Consider the following 22,108-nt stretch of genomic DNA (forward strand, 5'->3'; position numbering starts at 1 on the left):
CGCTTCACCCCCGCGTACTCCCCCGCCTCCCTCATCCCAGGGTCACCACCGGCACCGGATTGCTCCCGCTCCAGGACGCGTTGAACCCGAACGACACCGAACCGCCGTCCGGGACCGTGCCGTTGTAGCTCGCGTTCGCACAACTCACCGCCGTGCCCGACTGGGTGCAGGCCGCGTTCCACGCCTGGGTGATCCGCTGGCCGGCGCCGTACGCCCAACTCGCCTTCCACGACGACAGCGAGGCCCCGGAACACGCGATCGTCACCTGTCCGGTGAACCCGGCGTTCCACTGACTCGTCACGCTGTACGTCGCCGAGCACGCACCGTTCGTCGGCGGCGGGGTGGTGGTCGTGCCGCCGAGCGCCTCCGAGATCCCGTAATACGCCGGTTTCGGCGCGTAGTTGGCGTCGTACGGTGTCGCCGCCCCGTAGCCCGGGAAGGTGCTGTCGACCCAGGAGTCGGAGTCGGTGAAGCCCCAGACGGTGACGTTCACGCAGCGCGTCACCGCGACGCAGGCGGCCGTGACGCTCTTGAAGTCGGCCTTCTGCTGGGCGAGTTTCGCGCTGTCGGCCGGGAGCGCCATCCGTACGTCCAGCTCGGTGATCGCCACGTCCACGCCGAGGTCGGCGAAGCGCTGGATGTTCTGCTGGAGGGTGGCCGGGACCTGGCCGACGATCAGATGGGCCTGGAGACCGACGCCGTCGATCGGAACGCCCGCCGCCTTCAGGGACTTGACCAGGTTGTAGAGGGCGGTGGACTTCGCGTTGACGCCCTCGACGTTGTAGTCGTTGATGTACAGCTTGGCGGCCGGGTCGGCGGTGTGCGCCCATGTCAGCGCCTGCGCGATGTAGTTGGCGCCGAGTCCGTCGTACCAGAGGGTCGAGCGGTAGGTGCCGTCCTCGTTGAAGGGTTCGTTCACCACGTCCCAGGCGGTGATCTCGCCCTTGTAGCGGCCGACTTCGGTGCTGATGTGGTTCTGTAGCAGGCTGCTCAACTGGGCGGACGTCCAGGTGCCGTTGGTCAGCCAGCTCGGGTTCTGGTTGTGCCAGACCAGGGTGTGGCCGCGCACCTGCTGGTGGTGGGCCTGGGCGAAGGCGACGATCTGGTCCGCCTCCGACCAGTTGAAGCTGCCCTGCGTCGGCTCCACGGTCCCCCACTTCATGGCGTTGCCGGGGGTGAGCGAGCTGAACTGGGCGCCTGCGATGTCGCCGTAGCCGCCGGTGAGTTTGGAGCCGGTGACGGCGGTGCCGATGACTTTGCCCTTCGCGGCGGCGAGGTCGCGCAGCGGGGTGTCGGCGGCGTGCGCGGCGGGGGCCGCGAAGAGCATGACGGCGCCGGTGAACAGGGCCGCCAGGGATAAGCCGGTTCTCAGAGATCTCATGCGGGTGCCTCCGAAAGTTTCGGTTGTGCAACCGATTGGCTTCGGAGGAGTGTGGGGCGGCTCGCCCCCCGCGTCAATACACCGCCTTCCGGCCACGCCCGGCACAGTCGGCTCGGCTTCTGGCCACGCGCCTCACTCCGCGGCCGGTGCCGCCGTACTGCTGCGCACCACCAGGCTGGTCGCCAGTTCCACCCGCCGGGCCGCCGAGGTCTCCTGCTCACGCCCGAGGTCGAGCACCAGCTTGGCCGCCGCCTCGGCCATCTCCGTCAGGGGCTGTCGTACGGTCGTCAGCGGCGGGCCGACCCAGCGGGCGACCGGCAGATCGTCGAAGCCGACCACGCTCAGGTCCTCCGGGATGCGCAGCCCGAGTTCACGCGCGGCCTCGTACAGGCCGAGCGCCTGGAGGTCGTTGCCGGCGAAGACGGCGGTGGGCCGGTCCGGGCGGCGCAGCAGCTGGAGCCCGAGCCGGTAGCCGGCCTCGTGGTGGAAGTCGCCGGTGGTGATCAGCGAGGGGTCGACCGGCAGCCCGGCCGTCTCCAGCGCGGCCCGGTACCCGTCGACCCGGGCACGGCTGCACATCATCCGGGACGGCCCGCTGATCGCGCCGATCCGGGTGTGGCCGAGCTCGACCAGGTGCCGGGTGGCGGCGAGCCCGCCCTGCCAGTTGGTCGCGCCGATCGACGGAACGTCGGCGCCCGGGTCACCGGCCGGGTCCATCACCACGAACGGGATGGAACGGCTGGTGAGCAGCGCCCGCTGGGACTCGTCGAGCCCGGACAGCACCAGGACCACGCCGTGCGGGCGGCGCGCGGCGACCTGGTCGGCCCAGGTCCGGCCCGGGGTCAGCCGCCCGGCGCTCTCACTCAGCACCACGCTCAGCCCGGAGTCCCGCGCGACGTTCTCCACGCCCCGGATTACCTCCATCGCCCAGGCGCTCTCCAGCTCGTGGAAGACCAGGTCGATCAGCGGGGAGCGGGTCGCCTCGGCGCGGCGGCGCCGGTAGCCGTAGACGCGCAGGAGTTCCTCGACGCGGGTGCGGGTCGCCGGGGCGACATCGGCACGGCCGTTGAGGACCTTCGAAACAGTCGGAGCCGACACTCCGGCCTCGCGGGCGATCTCGGCGAGGGTGGCGGTCTGGGTCGGCCGACCCGCTGTCTGGGTTTCGGCGGAATCCGGGGCTGTCATGGCGGCGATCGTATCCCTGCGCGACCTCTTGACGAACCCCCTCGCGCGTCTTAGGTTCCCGGAACATTCGTAGAACGGCTCGAAACATTCGCACGAGAGGTGCTGTCCATGGAGCCCAACACGTCCAACGGCGGGCGTACGTTCAGCAGGCGCTGGGTGCTCGGCGCCGGTGCCACCACCCTGCTCACGACCGGACTCACGGCCTGCGGTTCCAGTGACAGCACCGGCGGCAGCAGCACGGTCACCGCCTTCACCTACGGCGACGACGCGGCGAAGGTGCAGGTCAAGGCCGTCACCCGGTTCAACGCGTCGGCGGCGGCGAAGAAGGCCAAGGGCAAGATCAAGCTGGAGAAGGTGCCCGGCACGGACTACCCGGCGAAGCTGCGCACCGCGATGGGCTCGCCGAACGCGCCGGACGTCTTCTTCAACTGGGGCGGCGGCTCGATCAAGGCGTACCAGGAGGCCGACCAGCTGGTGGACCTCACCGACACCATCAAGAGCGACCCGGTCCTCAAGGACGGCTTCCTGCCCTCCGTGCTCGCGGCGGGCGCGCTCAAGGGCAAGAACTACGGCATACCGATGCGCGGCATGCAGCCGGTGATCCTCTTCTACAACAAGACCGTCTTCGCCGCGCACAAGCTCCAGCCGCCCACCACCTGGGCCGAGTTGCTCGACATCAACAAGAAGCTGAAGGCCGCGAACATCACGCCGTTCGCGCTCGGCGGTGCGGACATCTGGCCCGAGCTGATGTGGCTGGAGTACCTCGTCGACCGGATCGGCGGCCCCGAGGTCTTCGACAAGATCAAGAACGGCGACGCGTCCGGGTGGGGCGACCCCGCCGTCCTCAAGGCCGCCGAGACCGTCAAGCAGCTCATCGACGACGGGGCGTTCGGCAAGGGGTTCAGCTCCGTGTCGTACGTCAACGGGGGTGCGCCCGCGGTGTTCGCCAAGGGGAAGGCGGCGATGCATCTGATGGGGTCGTGGGAGTACTCGACGCAGCTCGGGAAGTTCCCCGACTTCGCGAAGAACAACCTGGGCTGGGTCGCCTTCCCGAAGTACGAGGGAGGCGCGGGCGACATCCGCAACGTGGTCGGCAACCCCACCAACTACTGGTCCGTGAACGCCCGTACGGGCAACAAGGACGCGGCGATCGCGTTCCTGCGGGACTGTGCGTCGGAGGCGTACGCGAAGGACCTGGTCGCCAACGGGGACATCCCCACCACGGCCAACGCCGAGAAGTTGCTGGAGTCCTCGCCCAACCCCGAGTTCGCGAAGTTCCAGTACCAGATGGTGCAGCAGGCGCCCGCGTTCACGTTGAGCTGGGACCAGGCGGTGGACCCGGCTGTGTCCACACCGATGCTGACCGAGATCAACAAGCTGTTCGTGGGGAAGAGTTCGCCGGCGCAGTTCGTGTCGGCGCTCAAGGGGCTGAAGTGAGCGAGCGCTCCGCGGAGGGGCCCGTCGTTCGGCCGCGGGCTCCTCGTGGTCTGTCGCGCCGTTCGCCGCGCCCCTATCGGGGCGCTGTGCCTCACGGCGTCTGGGCTGTGCCCGGGGTGCTGTTCTTCGTCTTCTTCGCCGTGGCGCCCATGGTGTTGGCGGTCTATCTCTCCTTCACCAAGTGGAACGGGCTCGGGGACCCCAAGCCCGTCGGTCTCGCCAACTGGGACAAGTTGCTGCACGACGACCGGCTGACCCAATCCCTCACCATCACCGTGCTGTTGACGGTGACGAGCTGGGTGTTCCAGACCGTCGCGTCCCTTCTCCTCGGTGTCTGGGCGGCGGGACGGCAGCGCAGCCGGGCCGTCCTCTCCGCGATCTTCTTCGTGCCGTTCCTGCTGTCCTCGACGGCGATAGCGCTGCTTTTCTACGCGCTGCTCGACCCCAACTTCGGGGTCATCCACCAGGACACGCTGGGGACGACGAGTGGGGCGTTTCTCGCGATCGTGTTCGTCGGGGGGTGGCAGTTCATTCCCTTCCACACGCTGATCTATCAGGGCGGCGCCCGGCAGATCCCCGAAGTGCTCTATCAGGCGGCGGCGATCGACGGGGCGGGACGGTACCGGCAGTTCTTCTCGATCACGCTGCCCCAGCTCCGCAACACGGCCACGACATCGAGCGTGCTGATGATCGTCGGCTCGCTCACGTACTTCGAGACCGTCCTGATCCTCACCCAGGGCGGTCCGGGTACGGACACGGCGATCCTGCCGTACCTGATGTACGAGGCCGGGTTCAAGAGCTACGACTTCGGCTACGCGAGCGCGATCGCCACCTTCCTGGTCGTCGTCGCCACCGCGCTGTCCCTGGTCCTGGTCCGGCTCACCGGTTTCGGCGCCATGCGCAGTACCCGCGAAGGGATGTGACGGAGTGTCACACGACACGTTGCCGCGTCCGGTGAAGACGGCGGGGGAACCGGCGGAAGAGCCGCGCACCCGGAGGCGCCGGCACTGGAGCAAGCGGCCCAACCCCGTGGCGGGGCTCGGTTCGCTGCTCTGGCTCGCCGTCGTCATCGTGCCGATCTACGCGATGATCTCGGCCTCGCTCACCCGCCAGGACAAGGCGCTGGGCAACAACGCCCTGAAGCCGCCCACCGATCCGACGTTCGCCAACTACAACACCGTCCTGCACAACGGCTTCGGCCACTTCCTCGCCAACACCGCGCTGGTCGCGGCGGCGGTCGTGGGAATCGTGCTGGTGCTGTGCGTGCCGCTGGCCTACGTGGCCGTACGCACCAGGACGGTATGGGCGAGCGGCGCCTTCCGGCTGTTCCTGCTGGGAGTCGCCATCCCGGCGCAGGCGGTCGTGGTCCCGCTGTACCTGATGATCGCCAAACTCAACCTGTACGACAGCCTGTTGGCGGTGATCCTGCCTACGGCGGCCTTCGCGATGCCGGTGTCCGTGCTGATCCTGACCGGCACGCTGCGGGACATCTCCGAGGAGCTGTACGAGGCGATGGCGCTCGACGGGGCCTCGGCGACCCGGATGCTGTTCCAGCTGGTCATCCCGATGACCAAGGGCGGGATCAGCACGGTCGTCGTCTACACAGCGCTCCAGGCCTGGAACGGCTTCCTCTTCCCGCTGATCTTCACCCAGTCCGACGGGCCGAGGGTCCTCACGCTCGGACTCTTCAACTACGTCAGCCAGTTCGGCGTGAACATCCCGGCCCTGCTCGCCTCGGTCGTCCTCTCCGGCATTCCGATCTTCGCCGTCTACCTGGTGGCCCGGCGCGCCCTGGTCGGCGGCCTGATGGGCGTGGGCGGCAAGTGAGCTGCCCCAACTCACCTTTCCCGAACGGAGTTTCATGACCACCGCCCCCTGGCGCGACCCCGCCCTGCCCACCGCCGCCCGCGTCGACGACCTCCTCGCCCGGATGACCCTGGAGGAGAAGACCGCCCAGCTCTACGGCGTCTGGGTGGGCGCCGCCACGGACGGCGACGGGGTCGCCCCGCTCCAGCGGGAGATGACCTCGGACTACGACTGGGACGAGCTGATCACCCTGGGGCTGGGCCAGCTCACCCGTTCCTTCGGTACGGCGCCGGTGGACCCGGAGCTGGGCGCACAGGCGCTGGCCCGCGCGCAGCGCCGGATCGCGGCGGCGGGGCGCTTCGGCATCCCGGCGGTCGCCCACGAGGAGTGCCTGGCGGGCTTCACCGCGTGGGGTGCGACGGCGTACCCGGTGCCGCTGGCGTGGGGGGCGAGCTTCGACCCGGGGCTGGTCGAGGAGATGGCCCGGCGCATCGGCGCCGACCTGCGCTCGGCCGGCGTCCACCAGGGTCTCGCCCCGGTCCTGGACGTCGTACGGGACCCGCGGTGGGGGCGGGTGGAGGAGACCATCGGCGAGGACCCGTATCTGGTGGGGACGATCGGGGCGGCCTATGTGCGGGGGCTGGAGTCGGCCGGGGTCGTCGCGACGCTGAAGCACTTCGCCGGGTACGCGTCCTCGGTGGGGGCGCGGAATCTGGCGCCGGTGCGGGCGGGGGTGCGGGAGTTCGCGGACGTCACACTGCCGCCGTTCGAGATGGCGCTGCGGGAGGGCGGGGCGCGCTCGGTGATGGCGGCGTACAACGAGACCGACGGCGTCCCGGCGTCGGCGGACCCGCACCTGCTGACCGAACTCCTGCGGGACGAGTGGGAGTTCACCGGCACGGTCGTCGCCGACTACTTCGGCATCGGCTTCCTGGAGACGCTCCACCGGGTCGCGGGCAGCCCGGCGCAGGCCGCGCACGCGGCGCTGGCGGCGGGGATCGACGTGGAGCTGCCGACGCTGAAGTGCTACGGCAGGCCGCTGGTCGAGGCGGTGCGGGCAGGGGAGATCCCGGAGTCGCTCGTGGACCGGGCGGCGCGCCGAGTGCTGCTCCAGAAGGCCGAGTTGGGGCTTCTGGACGAGGACTGGTCACCGGAGCCGACGGGCCCCATCGACCTGGACTCGACGGCGAACCGGACCCTGGCCCGCCGACTCGCGGAAAAATCCGTGGTGTTGCTGGACAACCCGGACGGTGTGCTCCCGCTCCCGCCGGAGGCACGGATAGCCGTGGTGGGCCCGAGGGCGGCGGACGCGCTGGCGATGCTCGGCTGCTACTCCTTCCCCTCCCATGTGGGAACGCACCACCCCGAGGTGCCGATGGGCATCGAGATCCCGACGGTGCTGGAGTCGCTGCGGGCCGAACTCCCGGACGCCAAGGTGACGTTCGCGGAGGGGTGCGATGTCTCCGACCCGGACACCTCCGGGTTCGAGGAGGCGGTCGCGCGGGCGGCGGAGGCGGACGTGTGCGTGGCCGTGCTCGGCGACCGGGCGGGCCTGTTCGGACGCGGCACCTCGGGCGAGGGCTGCGATGTGGCGGACCTCCGACTGCCGGGCGTCCAGGCCGACTTGCTGGACGCACTGGTGTCGACCGGGGTCCCGGTGGTGCTGGTCCTGCTGACCGGCCGCCCCTACGCGCTGGGCCGCTGGCAGGGCCGCCTCGGCGCGGTGGTCCAGGCGTTCTTCCCCGGCGAGGAGGGCGGCCCGGCGGTCACCGGCGTCCTCTCGGGCCGCGTGAACCCGTCCGGCCGCCTCCCGGTGAGCGTCCCGCAGGCCCCCGGCGGCCAGCCCTGGACGTACCTCCAGCCCCCTTTGGGCCTGGCCGACGAGGTCAGCAACCTCGACCCGACCCCGCTCTACCCCTTCGGCCACGGCCGCTCCTACACGAGCTTCGCGTGGGAGGTCACCGAGTCCCCGGTCCCGGAGATCGACACGGACGGCTCCTACGACCTGCCGGTCACCGTCCGCAACACCGGCGACCGCCCCGGCACGGAGGTCGTCCAGCTGTACCTGCACGACCCGGTCGCCTCGGTGACCCGCCCGGACGTCCGCCTGATCGCCTACCAGCGGCTGGAGTTGGCACCGGGCGAGTCGGCCCGGCTGACCTTCCGCTTCCACACCGACCTCTCGGCCTTCACCGACCGCTCGGGGCGCCGGGTGGTCGAACCGGGCGTACTGGAACTGAGGTTGGCGGCGTCGAGCGCGGACGTGCGGCACACGACCCGGCTGACCGTGACGGGTCCCGTACGGGTGGTGGGGGCGGAGCGGCGGCTGCGGTGCGAGACGGAGGTACAGGGCGAGGCGTGAGGACCGCCCCTCTTCACCCGCCCAGCGACTCGAACCGCCACCGGTGCACGGTCCGGGTCACCAACTCCCCGTCCGGCTCCGGGAGTTCGGGCAGATCGGCGTCCAGCTCCGCGTCCCACCAGGTGATGACGAGCACCCGGTCCCGGGGCGCGCGGAGGAACTCCCGGCGCAGGGGTTCGGCGGCAAGCCGCTGGGCCCGCGCCCAGGCGAGGAGTTCGGCCCCTCGCCCCTCCGCCGCTCGGGCCTCCCACATCAGCGCGACCGTCACGAGTACAGGTTCTCCTTGCTGACCTCGTGGACGTGGTCGTGGTGATGGTGACCCGGGACGTGGGGGTCCGTCACCGGGAGGGAGGAGTCCGCCGAGAGGTCCCAGTCGGACGGCGTGCGGTCGCGGGCGACCATCTCCGCGCCCAGTGCGGCGACCATCGCGCCGTTGTCCGTGCAGAGCTTGGGGCGCGGGACGCGCAGGCGGATGCCGGCGGCCTCGCAGCGTTCCTGGGCCAGGGCGCGCAGGCGGGAGTTGGCGGCGACACCCCCGCCGATCATCAGGTGGTCGACGCCCTCGTCCTTGCAGGCCCGCACGGCCTTGCGGGTCAGGACGTCGACGACGGCCTCCTGGAAGGACGCCGACACATCGCGCACCGGCACGTCCTCCCCCGCTGCCCGCTTCGCCTCGATCCAGCGGGCCACGGACGTCTTCAGCCCGGAGAAGGAGAAGTCGTACGCCGGGTCGCGCGGGCCGGTCAGTCCGCGCGGGAACGCGATCGCCGTGGGGTCGCCCTCCTTCGCGTACCGGTCGATGACCGGGCCGCCCGGGAAGCCGAGGTTCAGCACGCGCGCGATCTTGTCGAAGGCCTCGCCCGCCGCGTCGTCGATCGTCGCGCCCAGCGGCCGTACGTCCGAGGTGATGTCCGAGGAGAGGAGCAGCGAGGAGTGGCCGCCGGACACCAGGAGCGCCATCGTCGGTTCGGGCAACGGGCCGTGTTCCAGCTGGTCCACGCAGATGTGGGAGGCGAGGTGGTTCACGCCGTAGAGCGGCTTGCCGAGGGCGTAGGCGTACGCCTTGGCCGCCGAGACGCCGACCAGCAGGGCGCCGGCCAGGCCCGGACCCGCCGTGACCGCGATGCCGTCGAGGTCACGGGCGCTCACGCCCGCGTCCTTCAGCGCGCGCTCGATCGTCGGGACCATCGCCTCCAGATGGGCGCGGGACGCCACCTCCGGTACGACCCCGCCGAAGCGGGCGTGCTCGTCGACGCTGGACGCGACCGCGTCCGCCAGCAGGGTGGTGCCGCGGACGATCCCGACGCCGGTCTCGTCGCAGGAGGTCTCGATGCCGAGCACAAGGGGTTCGTCAGTCATGGATCTCGGTTCCTTGTACGGAAGGTGACTCCGCAGCGGAGCCGCTGTCGGGATCTGTGGTGAGGCGCATCACCAGGGCGTCGACATTGCCCGGCTGGTAGTAGCCGCGCCGGAAACCGATCGGGGCGAAGCCGAAGCGCTCGTACAGCTTCTGCGCGCGGACGTTGTCGACGCGGCACTCCAGCATGACCTCGGCGCACTCGAACTCGCTCGCCGCGGTGAGCAGTTCGGTCAGCAGGGTGGCGCCGAGGCCGGTGCCCCAGTGGTCGCGGGCGACGGCGATGGTCTGGATGTCGGCCTGGTCGCCGTTGGTGGCGAGACCGGCGTAGCCGATGACCCGGACACCGCCCTCGTCCTGCTCGCCGGCCACCTCGGCCACCAGGTACCGCCGGGTCGCCTCGGCGCCGCGGGCGTGCGCCAGCTCGGACCAGAACATGCCCCGGGACCAGGCGTCCTCGGGGAAGAGGTCCTTCTCCAGTTCCAGCACGGGATCGATGTCCCACCAGCGCATCTCGCGCAGCCGAGGGCTCAGGGATTCGGTCACTTCGGGGTGACCACCTTGTAGTTCTTGGGCACCTGGGCGTCCGGCCGGCGCAGGTACAGCGGCCGGGGCGCGGGGAGTTCGACGCCCGCCGCGAGTCTCTCGACGGCGAGTGAGGCGAGCGCGGCGGCGGACACGTGCTCCGGCTCGTGCACGGCCGGGAAGGTGTCCGGGTAGAGCAGCGCACCGGCGCCGACCGCGGGCAGTCCCGCGACCTCGTCGGCGATGTCGGCGGGCCGGTCGACGGCCGGGTCGGTCACCCTCGTACGGGAGTCGGAGTAGCGCGCCCAGTACACCTCCTTGCGCCGCGCGTCCGTGGCCACGACGAAGGGGCCGTCGAGGTCGGCGGCGTAGGCGAGGCCGTCCAGCGTGCACACACCGTGCACAGGGACGCCGAGCGCGAGGCCGAAGGTGTCGGCGGTCATCAGCCCGACGCGCAGTCCGGTGTAGGGGCCGGGGCCGATGCCCACGACGATTCCGGTGACGGCGTCGAGCCTGAGCCCCGCGCCGTCGAGCACGTGGTCGACGGCCGGGAGCAGCAGCTCACCGTGGCGGCGCGCGTCCACCTGACTCGACGAGGCGATGACGGCCTCGCCGTCGTGCAGGGCGACGGTGACGGCGGGGGTGGCGGTATCCAGAGCGAGCAAGAGCACGCAAACAGCCTACGGCTCCGGCGCCGCGAGCACGGCCGCCCCGGTCACCCCGGCCCCAACTGCTACGGTCACCTAGGGTCACCGGACTTACGGGATGTACGGGACCGTACGGGACACCGTCACAGACGGACGAGACGCGGAGGTGGGCGCCGATGGCCGGCAGCAGCGCGGGAATCGTGGCCGGACTCACCGTGGCGGCCGTCGCCACGGTCGGCTTCCTCGCCTATCAGGCGTCCGCGACCGTCCCGGCCGGGATGGGGGACACGGCCCACGCGAGCACCGCCCCCGTGGCGGCCAAGAAGGCCCCGCGCGACACGAAGAACCCCGCCGCGCTGCCCGCCGGGTCCGGCAGGGGCGAGCGGGTCGTCTACTCGGTGGACGACGACCGGGTGTGGCTGGTCGCCGAGAACGACAAGGTCACCCGCACGTTCAAGGTCACCCCCGGCACGGTCGACCCGCCCACGGGCACCTACCCGGTCACCTCCCGCTCGAACGCCATCGTCGGCACCGACGGCACCCCCATCCAGCACGTCGTCCGCTTCACCAACGCCAAGGGAGTCGCCATCGGCTTCAGCGCGCCGGTCAGCGGCGAGACAGCGGCACCCGACCCCACAACCAAGTCAGGCGGCATCCGCGAGTCGATCGCCGATGGCGCGGCCATGTGGGAATTCGCCACGATCGGCCAGAACATCGTGGTCATCCGCTAGACGAATCCAACGCCCTGCGGACCACTCCCTCAGGGGCGCGGGGAACTGCGCGACCAGCCACAACGGGCCCGCGGACGACCGACTACGCGGCTTTACGCGGCTCAACCGGCGGAGCCTCCGGCGCTCGCGGCGGGGTGGACACAGCCCGCGCCGCCTCACCCGCGGCCAACAGCTCCCGCATGGACACCGCACACGGCCGCGCCCGCTCACGCTGATCCTCTGAAGCCGACATGGACGCCTCCTGGGGGCCGGGGCAGACGTGGTTAGGTAGACCTAACTACGAACTGGATACCATGTGACCACGCCCGGGACCTGGAACGCAACATCTTGCCGACACCTTGTCGGAACCCACACCGCCCATGTCCCCCGCACCACCCGGTCAGCCGCCGAGCACACCCAGTTCGACGGAGGTCCACCGCTCACCGAGCCCCGTGACCGTGACATGCCGTACCTCGTCGGTGGTGTCACCGACGGCCCGGTGGATGACGAGGGACAGCCGGTCGTCCGTCAACTCCTCGACCTTGCCCTCACCCCACTCCACGACGATCACGGACTCGGGCAGCGAGACATCGAGATCGAGGTCCTCCATCTCATCGAGCCCGCCGCCCAGGCGGTACGCGTCGACATGGACGAGCGGCGGCCCCTCCCCCAGCGAGGGGTGCACGCGCGCGATGACGAACGTCGGCGAGGTGACCGCGCCGCGGACCCCGAGCCCCTCCCCCAGTCCCCGGGTCAGGGTGGTCTTGCCGGCGCCCAGCTCGCCCGTGAGCATCACCAGGTCGCCCGCGCGCAGCAGCTTGGCCAGGCGGCGACCCAACTCCCGCATCTGCTCGGGGGAGTTGACGGTGATCGATACGGACAGGGGCTCAGCCGCGTTGTGCGGTGCTGCTGGTGCTTCCATAGCCACTTACGGTAGCCCCTGCGGGCACGGCACCCGCGCGGGTGAGCAGGTCGGCGAGGCGGTCGGTGACCACCTCCGGGTGCTCCAGCATGACCAGGTGCCCGGCGTCCGGCACGAGCACCAGCTCGGCGTCCGGCAGCAGGTCGGCGATGGCCTCGCTGTGCTCACTGGGCGTGACGAGATCGCCGATCCCGGCCAGCACGAGCACCGGCATGTCCTTGAAGTGGGTGAGCGCGGCCGTCTTGTCGTGGTCGGTGAACGCCGGGTAGAACTCGGCGACGACGTCGATGGGCGTGCCCTCGATCATCCGCTCGGCGAACCGCGCGACCGCCGGGTCGACGTCCCGGGACGCGAACGAGTACCGCTTGATGATCCCGGCGAACAGATCGGCGGTGGCCCGGCGCCCCCGCTCCACCAGCGCGGCCTGCTGCCCGAGCGCCTTCAGTACGCCGGGCAGGATCCGCCGTACCGCGTTGACCCCGGCGACGGGCAGGCCGAAGTTGACCTCGCCGAGGCGCCCGGAGGACGTACCGACGAAGGCGGTGGCGACGACCCGGTCGCGGATCAGGTCGGGGTACTGGTCGGCGAGGGCCATGACCGTCATGCCGCCCATGGAGTGGCCGACGAGCACGATCTGGCCCTCGGGCACCGCCGCGTCGATCACGGCCTTCAGGTCCCGGCCCAACTGGTCGATGGTGAGCGGCATGCCGTCTTCCAGCTGCGCGACCCCGCGCGCGGAGCGGCCGTGGCTGCGCTGGTCCCAGTGCACGGTCCGCACGACCCCGCGCAGGGCGGCGCGCTGGAAGTGCCAGGAGTCCTGGTTGAGGCAGTAGCCGTGGCTGAAGACGACGGTGACGGGGGCCGGGGCCTTGCGCCCGAAGAGGCGGCGGCGCTTGGGCGTGACGGCGAGGTCCGGCTCGACGTCGTCGACCTCGTAGTACAGCTCGGTGCCGTCGTCGGCGAGTGCCGTGCCGGGGGTGCCGCGCAGCGAGCCGTACGGTCCCGTCGAGTCGAGCGCCAGGCGGGCCCGCTCGCGCATACCGCGCCCGACGGTCATCCGCTCTATGGCGACACCGGCCGCGGCGCCGGCGGCGATCACACCTATCGCGGCACCGGCGATACCGGTCGCCTTGCGCCAGTTGCCGGCCACCCCCGTGGCGGCGGAGGCGACCGCGGCGACCGCCTCCGCACTGCTCTCGCTCACGTGCCGCTCCTCTTCACGTCAGGGCCCTGCGCCGTGTCGCCCTCCTCATACCCGGGGGCGGCCTCATTGACGTAGACGCGGGGAACGCGAGTTCCGATGCGGGTCACGATCTCGTAGGCGATGGTGCCCGCGGCCTGCGCCCAGTCCTCGGCGGTCGGCTCGCCGCGGTCGCCGGGCCCGAAGAGGATCGCCTCCTCACCGGCCTCCGGCTCGTCCCCTCCGAGGTCCACGACGAACTGGTCCATGGCGACCCGGCCCGCGACCGTGCGCCACTTGCCGCCGACGAGCACGGGGCCGGTGCCGGAGGCGTGGCGCGGGATGCCGTCCGCGTAGCCGACGGGGACGAGGCCGAGGGTGGTGGTGCCCGGGGTGATGTAGTGATGGCCGTAGCTCACGCCGTGGCCGCCCGGGACCTGCTTCACCAGGGCGAGGGACGCCTTCAGGGTCATCACCGGGCGCAGCCCGAAGTCGGCCGGGGAGCCCACCTCGGGGCTGGGCGAGATGCCGTAGACGGCGATGCCGGTGCGGACGAGGTCGAAGTGGGCGTCCGGGCGGGTGAGGGCGGCGGGCGAGTTGGCGATGTGCCGCACCTCGGGGTGTACGCCCTGGGTCTCCGCGTGGGCGACCATCTCGCGGAACAGGGCGAGTTGGGCGTCGATGGAGGGGTGTCCCGGTTCGTCGGCGCAAGCGAGGTGCGACCAGAGTCCGGTGATCCGGACGAGCCCCTCGGCCTCCGCGCGCAGGGCGGCACCGACGAGCTCGGTCCAGTCGGCGCCCGGCTGGCAGCCGTTGCGCCCGAGCCCGGTGTCCGCCTTGAGCTGCACGCGCGCGGGACGCCCGACGGCACGGGCGGCGGCGGTGACTTCCCGGAGGGCCCACATCGCGCTGAGGGACACGTCGAGATCGGCCTCGATGGCCTCGCGCCAGGGTCCGCCCGGGGTCCACAGCCAGCACATGATCCGCGTGCCGTCCGGCAGTCCGGCGCGGGCGCGCAGGTCGAGGGCCTCCTCGGGCGTCGCCGTACCGAGCCAGGTCGCTCCCGCCTCGACGGCCGCGCGGGCGCACGCCGGGGCCCCGTGGCCGTACGCGTCGGACTTGACGACGGCCATGAGGGCCGCACCCGGCGCGAGGGCGCGCAGGGCGCGGACATTGGCCCGCAGGGCGCCCAGATCGATCTCGGCACGGGCCCGCAGGGGCGAGGTCGGCACAGCAGCTGTCTCATTCATGACGCCCCCAGTCTCTCAGAGGGGACTGACAATCCCGCAGGCCCGCCTAGTTTCCCGGCCGGTGGCCCCAGACGTAGACGCGGTCGCCCTTCTTCAGGACGCCCCAGAGCTTGCGGGCGTCGGCGAGCTGGAGGTTGACGCAGCCCCAGGAGCCGACGGTGGTGTAGATGCTGCCGTAGACGGCGTGGAAGGCGATGCCGCCGTCGAAGAACTGGGCGTACGGCATGGGGCTGTTGTAGAGCGTCGACCAGTGGTTCTTGTGCTTCCAGTAGATCTTGTGCCAGCCGCCCCGGGTCACATGCCCCTTGCGTCCGCTGCGCATCGGCACCGGTCCGAAGACGACCTTCGTGCCCTTCTGCACCCAGGTCAGCTGCCGGTCGAGGTCGACACAGGCGACGCGGTACGCGCGGACGGGGCACTTCCTGGCCGCGTTGGGGTTCTTCTTCGCCGCGAGCAACTGCATCCGCGCCCAGGTGACGGGCCCCGCGAAGCCGATCGCGGGCTTGATGCCCTGCTTCTTCTGAAAGGCGCGGATGGCCTTGCAGTCGGCGCCCGACTGCCTGCCGTCCACCCTCAGTCCCAGCCACCGCTCCACGCCCCGCTGGTACGGCCCGGTCTGCTTGCTGCACGTCACCTTGGCGACGGCGTCCCCGATCGGCACGTACTCGACGAGCGCGTACGTCCCCACGGCCGCGTCCCGGGGCTCGACGCGGTCCTCCTCAGCGGTCGGCGTGTACACCTTCGGCGCGAGGGCCTGATCCGGGGTGTCGATCTGCCAGGGCTGATACGGCCCCGGCGGCACCCCGGGCACCAACTCACTCTCCGCGGGCCCCGCCGCGGGCACCGGCACGGGTCCGTCGCTGGCCAAGGCACTCCCGGCCCCGACGGGGAGGGCGATCACCGCGGTGAGCAGCACCGCGATACTTCTGTGCGCGATTCGTGTACTGATCATGCGATCAGAGAAACGCGCCCCTACGGCCCGATCCGGCTGCCGCGCGGAGGGGTCACCCTTATTGACGAGCGCGAACGCCTCACCGCGGACCGGGTCCGCCACGGCTTTCGCCGCGGAGGCGAACACTCACCCCAGCACCACATCCCGCCAGGCCTCCCGCACCCCCTCCGCCACGTCATGCGCCCCCACCGGCGCCCCCTCCGCCGCCAGCCGCCCCGCCAGACCGTGCAGATACGCCCCCACACTCCCCGCGTCGAACGCCGACAGCCCCGACGCCAGCAACGACCCGGCGAGCCCCGACAACACGTCCCCGCTCCCCGCCGTGGCGAGCCATCCCGTCCCGGTCGAGTTGACCCGCACCGCACCGCCCCCCGAATCCGCGACCAACGTCGTGGACCCCTTCAGCAGCACGGTCGCCCCGTACCGCCCCGCAAGCTCCCGCACGGACTCCAGCCGGGCCCCCTCGACCACCGCCCGGTCCACCCCGAGGAGCGCCGCCGCCTCCCCCGCGTGCGGAGTCATCAACGTTGGTGCCCTGCGCGCCCGTACGGCATCCGGGTCGGCCAACCGCAACCCGTCCGCGTCGATGAGCACGGGCACCTCGGCGGTCACGACGTCCGCGACGGTCGCCGCGTCGTCCCCGCCGCCCGGCCCCACGACCCACGCCTGCACCCGCCCCGCCTTGAGCGGTCCCCCGTCCGACACCAGCACCTCGGGGAACCGCGCGATGACCGCGTCCGCGGCGGGACCGGCGTACCGTACGGCCCCCGCCCCGCCCCGCAACGCCCCCGCGACGGCGAGCACGGCCGCCCCGGGATACCGACCGGACCCGGCGGCGATGCCGACGACACCCCGCCGGTACTTGTCGCTCTCGGCGCTCGGCACGGGCAACAGCCGTGCCACGTCGGCGTGCTGGAGGGCCTCCAGCTCGGGTTCGGCGGGGAGTCCGGCGTCGAGTCCGATGTCGACCAGCCGTACGGAACCGGCGTACTCGCGCGCGGGATCGATCAGCAGCCCGGGCTTGTGGGCGCCGAAGGTGACGGTGACGTCGGCGCGCACGGCGGCACCGCGCACCTCGCCGCTGTCCGCCTCGACGCCGCTCGGCAGGTCGACGGCGACGACGAGCGCCCCGGAGTCCCCGGCGAGCGTCGCGAGGCGCGCGGCGTCGGGCCGCAGCCCGCCCTTGCCGCCGATGCCGACGATGCCGTCGAGGACGAGATCGGCGCGCAGGACGGTGTCCTCGGCGTCGGCGGGGGCGACGCTACGGCCGCCCGCGCGCAGCAGCGCCGCGAGCCCGCCCGCGTGGGTGCGGTCGGGCGCGAGGAGTACGGCGACGACGGCCGCCCCGCGCCGGGCCAGCCGTGCGCCGGCGTACAGGGCGTCGCCGCCGTTGTCCCCGCTCCCCACCAGCAGGACGACCCGGCTGCCGTAGACCCGGCCCAGCAACTGGGCGCAGGCCACGGCGAGTCCGGCGGCGGCGCGCTGCATGAGCGTGCCTTCCGGGAGCCGTGCCATGAGGGCCTGTTCGGCCGTCCTTACCGTCTCCACGCTGTACGCAGTCCGCATGCGGTCGAGTCTGCCCCGGATGGGCCGGGCCCCGCATCCGGGCGTCCGCGGCAGGTCCTTCTCAGCCCTCCGCGATGACCACGGCCGAGGCGACCCCGGCGTCGTGGCTCAGGGAGACGTGCCAGGAGCGCACGCCCAGTTCGGCCGCGCGGGCCGCGACCGTGCCGGTGACCCGCAGCCGGGGCTGCCCGCTGTCCTCGACGTACACCTCGGCGTCCGTCCAGTGCAGTCCGGCGGGCGCGCCGAGCGCCTTGGCGAGGGCCTCCTTCGCGGCGAAGCGGGCGGCGAGGGAGGCGTTCCCCCGCCGTTCCCCGCTCGGCAGCAGCAACTCGCTGTCCAGGAAGAGGCGTCGGGCCATTCCCGGTGTACGTGCGAGGGACGCCGCGAACCGGTCGATCTCGGCCACGTCGATACCAACCCCGATGATGCTCATGCCGAGCACCCTACGACCGGGCCCGCCCGCGACACGGATCGGCGGACGGGCGGTCGGACCGGCGGAGTTCAGGCGGCGTCGAGGGCCGCGGTGATCTTGCGGGTCATGTCGGCCATGACGGGGCCGGCGGCGTTCCTGTCGCCCCGGGTGCCCGCTTCGAGGGCGACGAGGACGGTGCCGCGGAAGTTGTCGGCCTCGGCCGGGTCCTGCTTCCTGAGCACGCTCATGGCCTCGGTCAGGGCCGGCAGGACGTGGTCGGCGAGTGCGGCGACGGACGTGCCGTCGAGCCCCTTGATCCGCGACTTCTCGGCGAGCACGTACCCGATCGGGCCGGTCGCCGAGGCCAGCGCGATGCTGCCCCGGGTGGCGACCTTGTGCGGCGAACCGGCGGCCCCGGCGGCGGCCATCAGCGAGACGGCGCCGTACGCGGCGGTGCGCAGGGTGTTCTTGTCCTGGTCGGTGAGGGTGATGCCCATGGTGACGCTCTCCTTGGATCCGGCGCGGCCCCGGGTCGGTGCCGCCTCGCCTTCGTTGTGATCCAGAGAGTGCGCCCGCCCGGTTTCAGGGGGCCTTCAGGGCGACTTCAGCGTGCTTTCAGGGCGGTCTCAGGGACCGGTCAAACGACCCGGACGCCCCGCCGCCAGACGCCGGCGACCAGGGGTACGCCCGGGCGGTAGGCGAGGTGGACGTGGCTCGGGGCGTCCAGGAGGGTCAGGTCGGCGCGGGCGCCCGGGGTGAGGCGGCCGACGTCGTCGCGGCGCAGGGCTGCCGCGCCGCCCGCCGTGGCCGACCACACCGCCTCGTCCGGGGTCATGCCCATGTCCCGTACGGCGAGGGCGATGCAGAAGGGCACCGAGGAGGTGAAGGACGAACCCGGGTTGCAGTCGGTGGAGAGGGCGACGGTCGCGCCCGCGTCCAGGAGGCGGCGGGCGTCCGGCCACTGGGCGCGCGTGGAGAACTCGGCGCCGGGCAGGAGCGTCGCGACCGTGCCGCTGTTCGCCAGGGCGTCCACGTCGGCGTCGGTGAGGTGGGTGCAGTGGTCGGCGCTGGCCGCGTCGAGTTCCACGGCGAGCTGGACGCCGGGGCCGTACGAGAGCTGGTTGGCGTGGATACGGGGGTGGAGGCCCTTCGCCCTGCCCGCGGTGAGGATCGCGCGGGCCTGGTCGCCGTCGAACGCGCCCTTCTCGCAGAACACGTCGATCCAACGGGCGTGCGGGGCGCAGGCGTCGAGCATCCCGCCGGTGACCAGGGACACGTATCCGGCGGGGTCGTCCGCGTAGTCCGGCGGGACGATGTGGGCGCCGAGGTACGTCACCTCGTCCGTGTGGGCGGCGGCGATGCGCAGCGCACGGGACTCGTCGGCGACCGTCAGGCCGTAGCCGGACTTCGTCTCGAAGGTGGTGGTGCCCTGGCGGAGCGCCTCGTCCAGGTAGCGGGTGAGGTTCGCCTCCAGCTCCCCGTCGCTCGCCGCGCGCGTCGCCGCGACGGTCGTGCGGATGCCGCCCGCGCTGTACGCCCGCCCGGACATCCGGGCGTTGAACTCCTGCGTGCGGTCGCCCGCGAAGACGAGGTGCGAGTGGGAGTCCACGAAGCCCGGCAGGACCGCCCGCCCACCGGCGTCGACCCGGTTGTCAGTGGCGGGTGCTTTGCTTGATTCACCGGTCCACACGACGCGGTCGCCGTCGATGACGACGGCCGCGTCGTGGATCAGTCCGAGGGGGGAACCGTCACCGAGGGAGGGGTCGTTGGTGACCAGCGTGGCGATGTTGGTGATGACAGTGCTGCTCATCGTGTCCTCGTGGGTGGGGGGTTCGGCGGTCAGCGGGAGCGCAGGGCTTCGACGGCCCGCGCCAGCGCCTGTGGCACATCCGGTACGAGCGTGTGAGCGCCGTCGCGTACGACGTGCCGGCCGCCCACGACCGTGTGCCGTACATCCGCTGCCGTCGCCGCGAATACGGCCGTCTCGGCGCCGAGCCTGGGCACCGGCCCCGCTGTCCTGACCGAGTCGAGGGCGATCGTCGTGAAGTCGGCGAGCGCGCCTGCCTCCAGCGTGCCCGCGTCCGTCCAGCCGAGTGCCGCGTGGCCGTCGGCCGAGGCCGCGCGGAGCAGGGCCGCCGCCGTCCAGTGACCCCGGGTGCGGGTGCGCAGGCGCTCGTTCAGCTCCATCGCGCGGGCCTCTTCGAGGAGGTCGATGACGGCGTGGCTGTCGGAGCCGAGGGAGAGGGGTGAGCCCGCGCGCTGGAGGGCGACGGCGGGGCCGATGCCGTCCGCGAGGTCGCGTTCCGTCGTCGGGCACATGCAGGTGCCGGTGCCGGTCGAGCCGAGCAGGGCGATGTCCTCGTCGGTGAGGTGCGTGTTGTGGACACCGGTGGTGCGCGGGCCGAGCACTCCGTGGTCGGCGAGGAGCCGGGTCGGGGTGCAGTCGTGGGCGGTGCGGCAGGCGTCGTTCTCGGCGGTCTGCTCGGACAGGTGGACGTGGAGCGGGGCCCGCCGCTCCTCGGCCCAGCGGGCCACGGTCGCCAACTCCCGTGCGGGCACGGCCCGTACGGAGTGGATGGCGGCACCGATCCGCGCGTGATCCCGTTCCTTGAGAAGTGAAGAGCGTTCGGCCCAGGCGTCCGCGCTGCCGTCGGAGAAGCGGAGCTGGTGCCGGTTGGGGGGCTGTCCGAAGCCGGAGGAGAGGTAGGCGGTGTCGAGGAGGGTGATGCGGATGCCGGCTTCGGAGGCGGCGGCGATGAGGGCCTCGCCCATGGCGTTGGGGTCGGCGTACGGGGTGCCGCCGTGCGCGTGGTGCACGTAGTGGAACTCGCCGACGGCCGTGATCCCGGCGAGCGCCATCTCGGCGTACACCGCGCGGGCGAGGGCGTGGTAGGTCTCCGGGGTCAGCTGGTCGGCGAAGGAGTACATGAACTCCCGCCAGGTCCAGAAGGTCCCGGAGCCGACCTGGACGGTGCCGCGCAGGGCCCGGTGGAAGGCGTGGCTGTGCGCGTTGGCGAGCCCGGGGAGGGTGAGTCCGCGGAGGATCTCGGCGCCGGGGGGCGGGGTGTCGACGCCCGTGCGGAGGGCGGTGACGCGTCCGTCGCCCACCTCCAGGGCGACGCCCGGCTCGACGTTGGTGTCGAGCCAGGCGTGTTCCAGCCAGTACGTCCGCGTTCGGGGTGCGGCGGGGGATGTCACCTGCGGGCCAGCCCTTCCAGTACGTCGGCGAGTGCGGTCACCCCGGCCACGCAGTCATCCTCGGCCGCGAACTCGGCCGGGGAGTGCGAGACGCCCGTGGGGTTGCGCACGAACAGCATGGCGGTCGGGATGCTTCCGGAGAGGATTCCGGCGTCGTGTCCGGCGCCGGTGCCCAGGACGGGGACCGTGAGGTCGGTGTCCTTGCCCAGGACGCGGGCGAGTTCGTCGCGCAGTGTGTGGTCGAACTCGACGACGGGGGTGAAGGACTCCCGGACGACGTCGAGGTCGACACCGTGCGCCTCGGCGTACTCGCGGGCCGCCTTCTCGACACCGGTGACCACCGTGTCCAGGGTGTCCTGGTCGGCGGCGCGGGAGTCGAGCCAGCCGCGCACCAGGGAGGGGATGGCGTTGACGCCGTTCGGCTCGACGGCGATCTTCCCGAACGTGGCCACGGCACCCGCGAGCTGGGCCTCGCGGCGGGCGGCGAGCACGGTCTCCGCGTACGACAGCATCGGGTCGCGGCGGTCCACCAGCCGGGTCGTGCCGGCGTGGTTGGCCTCGCCCCGGAAGTCGAACCGCCAGCGTCCGTGCGGCCAGATGGCGCTGGCGATGCCGACCCGGTCGCCGGACAGGTCCAGCGCGCGGCCCTGTTCGACGTGAAGCTCGACGAACGCGCCGATGCGGGCGAGGCGTTCGGGGTCGGGGCCGATGGCGTCGGCGTCGTAGCCGGCCGCCGCCATGGCCTGCGGCAGCGTGATCCCGTCGCCGTCGGTCAGCCGGTGTGCCTGCTCGACGGTGAGCTGCCCGGCGGTGAGCCGCGAGCCGACACAGGCGAGTCCGAAGCGGGCGCCCTCCTCGTCACCGAAGTTCACGATGGCGAGGGGCTTGGTGAACCGCGCTCCCCTGCGGCGCAGTTCATCGAGCGCGGCGAAGGACGACACGACACCGAGGGGCCCGTCGAAGGCCCCGCCGTCGGGCACCGAGTCGAGGTGCGACCCGGTGACGACGGCGTCCCCGGCGGCGGGATCGCCGAGCCAGGCCCACTGGTTGCCGTTGCGGTCCAGCTCGTAGGTCAGGCCCCGGGACCGGGCCTGCTCCTCGAACCAGGCACGGCACTCGGCGTCGGCGGCGGTCCAGGCGAACCGGCGGTAGCCGCCGGAGTCGGGGTGCCGGCCGACGGGGAGCAGTTCGCGCCACATCTCGTGGAAGGAGGCGCCG

At 72.1% G+C, this 22,108-nt stretch carries 21 protein-coding genes; 5 read left to right on the forward strand and 16 right to left on the reverse strand.

Going from position 1 to position 22,108, the window contains the following annotated elements; all coding sequences use genetic code 11:
- Positions 1-31 precede the first annotated feature (31 nt).
- Together ACIRB1_RS12300 and ACIRB1_RS12305 are read right to left on the reverse strand one after the other, a co-directional pair.
- Positions 32-1,381: an endo-1,4-beta-xylanase gene (locus tag ACIRB1_RS12300; RefSeq protein ID WP_403465480.1), complete on the reverse strand. Its 1,350-nt coding sequence runs from the start codon at positions 1,379-1,381 to the stop codon at positions 32-34.
- Between the two features lie 132 nt (positions 1,382-1,513).
- Positions 1,514-2,566, reverse strand: a complete 1,053-nt coding sequence (locus ACIRB1_RS12305) for a LacI family DNA-binding transcriptional regulator (protein WP_352182004.1) — start codon at positions 2,564-2,566, stop codon at positions 1,514-1,516.
- A 108-nt stretch (positions 2,567-2,674) separates the two neighbouring features.
- On the opposite strand from ACIRB1_RS12305, the gene ACIRB1_RS12310 reads away from it, so the two are divergent.
- Genes ACIRB1_RS12310 through ACIRB1_RS12325 form a run of 4 tightly spaced genes read left to right on the forward strand, consistent with a single transcriptional unit; the run spans position 2,675 to position 8,171 of the window.
- Positions 2,675-4,003: an ABC transporter substrate-binding protein gene (locus tag ACIRB1_RS12310; RefSeq protein WP_403465481.1), complete on the forward strand. Its 1,329-nt coding sequence runs from the start codon at positions 2,675-2,677 to the stop codon at positions 4,001-4,003.
- Between the two features lie 50 nt (positions 4,004-4,053).
- A complete protein-coding gene (locus ACIRB1_RS12315) occupies positions 4,054-4,926 on the forward strand; it encodes a carbohydrate ABC transporter permease (protein ID WP_403465782.1) in 873 nt (290 codons plus the stop codon).
- 4 nt (positions 4,927-4,930) lie between these two features.
- A complete protein-coding gene (locus ACIRB1_RS12320; RefSeq protein WP_403465482.1) occupies positions 4,931-5,830 on the forward strand; it encodes a carbohydrate ABC transporter permease in 900 nt (299 codons plus the stop codon).
- A 34-nt stretch (positions 5,831-5,864) separates the two neighbouring features.
- The gene (locus tag ACIRB1_RS12325) at positions 5,865-8,171 is read left to right on the forward strand and encodes a glycoside hydrolase family 3 N-terminal domain-containing protein (RefSeq protein ID WP_403465483.1); all 2,307 of its coding nucleotides are present in this window, start codon (positions 5,865-5,867) and stop codon (positions 8,169-8,171) included.
- Between the two features lie 13 nt (positions 8,172-8,184).
- On the opposite strand, the gene ACIRB1_RS12330 is transcribed toward ACIRB1_RS12325, so the two are convergent.
- Genes ACIRB1_RS12330 through tsaB form a run of 4 tightly spaced genes read right to left on the reverse strand, consistent with a single transcriptional unit; the run spans position 8,185 to position 10,724 of the window.
- Positions 8,185-8,439, reverse strand: coding sequence for a hypothetical protein (locus tag ACIRB1_RS12330; RefSeq protein ID WP_403465484.1), 255 nt, complete (start codon positions 8,437-8,439; stop codon positions 8,185-8,187).
- Positions 8,436-9,530: a tRNA (adenosine(37)-N6)-threonylcarbamoyltransferase complex transferase subunit TsaD gene (gene tsaD, locus ACIRB1_RS12335; RefSeq protein ID WP_352181999.1), complete on the reverse strand. Its 1,095-nt coding sequence runs from the start codon at positions 9,528-9,530 to the stop codon at positions 8,436-8,438. The genes ACIRB1_RS12330 and tsaD overlap by 4 nt, the downstream gene beginning before the upstream one ends.
- A complete protein-coding gene (gene rimI, locus ACIRB1_RS12340) occupies positions 9,523-10,041 on the reverse strand; it encodes a ribosomal protein S18-alanine N-acetyltransferase (RefSeq protein WP_403465783.1) in 519 nt (172 codons plus the stop codon). Before rimI ends, tsaD begins: the two co-directional genes overlap by 8 nt.
- A 29-nt stretch (positions 10,042-10,070) precedes the next feature.
- A complete protein-coding gene (gene tsaB, locus ACIRB1_RS12345; RefSeq protein WP_403465485.1) occupies positions 10,071-10,724 on the reverse strand; it encodes a tRNA (adenosine(37)-N6)-threonylcarbamoyltransferase complex dimerization subunit type 1 TsaB in 654 nt (217 codons plus the stop codon).
- Between the two features lie 152 nt (positions 10,725-10,876).
- Here tsaB and ACIRB1_RS12350 point away from each other — a divergent pair, with 152 nt between their 5' ends.
- Positions 10,877-11,431 carry a hypothetical protein gene (locus ACIRB1_RS12350; protein ID WP_403465486.1) on the forward strand — a complete coding sequence of 185 codons (555 nt, stop codon included), beginning with the start codon at positions 10,877-10,879 and terminating at the stop codon, positions 11,429-11,431.
- Positions 11,432-11,810: 379 nt separating this feature from the next.
- Here ACIRB1_RS12350 and tsaE read toward each other — a convergent pair whose 3' ends face one another.
- The 10 genes from tsaE to ACIRB1_RS12400 all read right to left on the reverse strand — a co-directional run bounded on the left by tsaE (position 11,811) and on the right by ACIRB1_RS12400 (position 22,089).
- Positions 11,811-12,332 (reverse strand): tRNA (adenosine(37)-N6)-threonylcarbamoyltransferase complex ATPase subunit type 1 TsaE, encoded by a 522-nt coding sequence (gene tsaE / locus ACIRB1_RS12355; RefSeq protein ID WP_403465487.1) that lies wholly within the window; start codon positions 12,330-12,332, stop codon positions 11,811-11,813.
- Positions 12,298-13,536, reverse strand: coding sequence for an alpha/beta hydrolase (locus ACIRB1_RS12360; protein WP_352181994.1), 1,239 nt, complete (start codon positions 13,534-13,536; stop codon positions 12,298-12,300). Before ACIRB1_RS12360 ends, tsaE begins: the two co-directional genes overlap by 35 nt.
- Positions 13,533-14,762 (reverse strand): alanine racemase, encoded by a 1,230-nt coding sequence (gene alr / locus ACIRB1_RS12365; RefSeq protein ID WP_403465488.1) that lies wholly within the window; start codon positions 14,760-14,762, stop codon positions 13,533-13,535. Before alr ends, ACIRB1_RS12360 begins: the two co-directional genes overlap by 4 nt.
- Positions 14,763-14,808: 46 nt before the next feature.
- On the reverse strand, positions 14,809-15,714 hold the full coding sequence (locus ACIRB1_RS12370; protein WP_352181992.1) for a L,D-transpeptidase family protein: 906 nt from the start codon (positions 15,712-15,714) through the stop codon (positions 14,809-14,811).
- Positions 15,715-15,840: 126 nt separating this feature from the next.
- Positions 15,841-17,280, reverse strand: coding sequence for an NAD(P)H-hydrate dehydratase (locus tag ACIRB1_RS12375; RefSeq protein WP_403465489.1), 1,440 nt, complete (start codon positions 17,278-17,280; stop codon positions 15,841-15,843).
- A 61-nt stretch (positions 17,281-17,341) separates the two neighbouring features.
- Positions 17,342-17,713 carry a holo-ACP synthase gene (locus ACIRB1_RS12380; RefSeq protein ID WP_352181990.1) on the reverse strand — a complete coding sequence of 124 codons (372 nt, stop codon included), beginning with the start codon at positions 17,711-17,713 and terminating at the stop codon, positions 17,342-17,344.
- Between the two features lie 68 nt (positions 17,714-17,781).
- The gene (locus ACIRB1_RS12385) at positions 17,782-18,189 is read right to left on the reverse strand and encodes a hypothetical protein (protein WP_352181989.1); all 408 of its coding nucleotides are present in this window, start codon (positions 18,187-18,189) and stop codon (positions 17,782-17,784) included.
- A 140-nt stretch (positions 18,190-18,329) separates the two neighbouring features.
- Positions 18,330-19,502, reverse strand: coding sequence for an imidazolonepropionase (hutI, locus tag ACIRB1_RS12390; protein WP_352181988.1), 1,173 nt, complete (start codon positions 19,500-19,502; stop codon positions 18,330-18,332).
- 29 nt (positions 19,503-19,531) lie between these two features.
- Positions 19,532-20,890 (reverse strand): formimidoylglutamate deiminase, encoded by a 1,359-nt coding sequence (locus tag ACIRB1_RS12395; protein WP_352181987.1) that lies wholly within the window; start codon positions 20,888-20,890, stop codon positions 19,532-19,534.
- Positions 20,887-22,089 carry an allantoate amidohydrolase gene (locus ACIRB1_RS12400; protein ID WP_403465784.1) on the reverse strand — a complete coding sequence of 401 codons (1,203 nt, stop codon included), beginning with the start codon at positions 22,087-22,089 and terminating at the stop codon, positions 20,887-20,889. Before ACIRB1_RS12400 ends, ACIRB1_RS12395 begins: the two co-directional genes overlap by 4 nt.
- Positions 22,090-22,108: the final 19 nt, after the last annotated feature.

The sequence above is a fragment of the Streptomyces sp. NPDC096013 genome (genome assembly GCF_044763565.1).
Taxonomy (GTDB): Bacteria; Actinomycetota; Actinomycetes; order Streptomycetales; family Streptomycetaceae; genus Streptomyces.

What these genes read in the sequence shown, in the direction of transcription:
- ACIRB1_RS12300 (WP_403465480.1), bottom strand. Translation starts at nt 1,381, where the DNA reads ATGAGATCTCTGAGAACCGGCTTATCCCTGGCGGCCCTGTTCACCGGC.
- ACIRB1_RS12305 (WP_352182004.1), bottom strand. Translation starts at nt 2,566, where the DNA reads ATGACAGCCCCGGATTCCGCCGAAACCCAGACAGCGGGTCGGCCGACC.
- ACIRB1_RS12310 (WP_403465481.1), top strand. Translation starts at nt 2,675, where the DNA reads ATGGAGCCCAACACGTCCAACGGCGGGCGTACGTTCAGCAGGCGCTGG.
- ACIRB1_RS12325 (WP_403465483.1), top strand. Translation starts at nt 5,865, where the DNA reads ATGACCACCGCCCCCTGGCGCGACCCCGCCCTGCCCACCGCCGCCCGC.
- tsaD (WP_352181999.1), bottom strand. Translation starts at nt 9,530, where the DNA reads ATGACTGACGAACCCCTTGTGCTCGGCATCGAGACCTCCTGCGACGAG.
- rimI (WP_403465783.1), bottom strand. Translation starts at nt 10,041, where the DNA reads ATGCGCTGGTGGGACATCGATCCCGTGCTGGAACTGGAGAAGGACCTC.
- ACIRB1_RS12350 (WP_403465486.1), top strand. Translation starts at nt 10,877, where the DNA reads ATGGCCGGCAGCAGCGCGGGAATCGTGGCCGGACTCACCGTGGCGGCC.
- tsaE (WP_403465487.1), bottom strand. Translation starts at nt 12,332, where the DNA reads ATGGAAGCACCAGCAGCACCGCACAACGCGGCTGAGCCCCTGTCCGTA.
- alr (WP_403465488.1), bottom strand. Translation starts at nt 14,762, where the DNA reads ATGAATGAGACAGCTGCTGTGCCGACCTCGCCCCTGCGGGCCCGTGCC.
- ACIRB1_RS12370 (WP_352181992.1), bottom strand. Translation starts at nt 15,714, where the DNA reads ATGATCAGTACACGAATCGCGCACAGAAGTATCGCGGTGCTGCTCACC.
- ACIRB1_RS12375 (WP_403465489.1), bottom strand. Translation starts at nt 17,280, where the DNA reads ATGCGGACTGCGTACAGCGTGGAGACGGTAAGGACGGCCGAACAGGCC.
- ACIRB1_RS12380 (WP_352181990.1), bottom strand. Translation starts at nt 17,713, where the DNA reads ATGAGCATCATCGGGGTTGGTATCGACGTGGCCGAGATCGACCGGTTC.
- ACIRB1_RS12385 (WP_352181989.1), bottom strand. Translation starts at nt 18,189, where the DNA reads ATGGGCATCACCCTCACCGACCAGGACAAGAACACCCTGCGCACCGCC.
- hutI (WP_352181988.1), bottom strand. Translation starts at nt 19,502, where the DNA reads ATGAGCAGCACTGTCATCACCAACATCGCCACGCTGGTCACCAACGAC.
- ACIRB1_RS12400 (WP_403465784.1), bottom strand. Translation starts at nt 22,089, where the DNA reads ATGTGGCGCGAACTGCTCCCCGTCGGCCGGCACCCCGACTCCGGCGGC.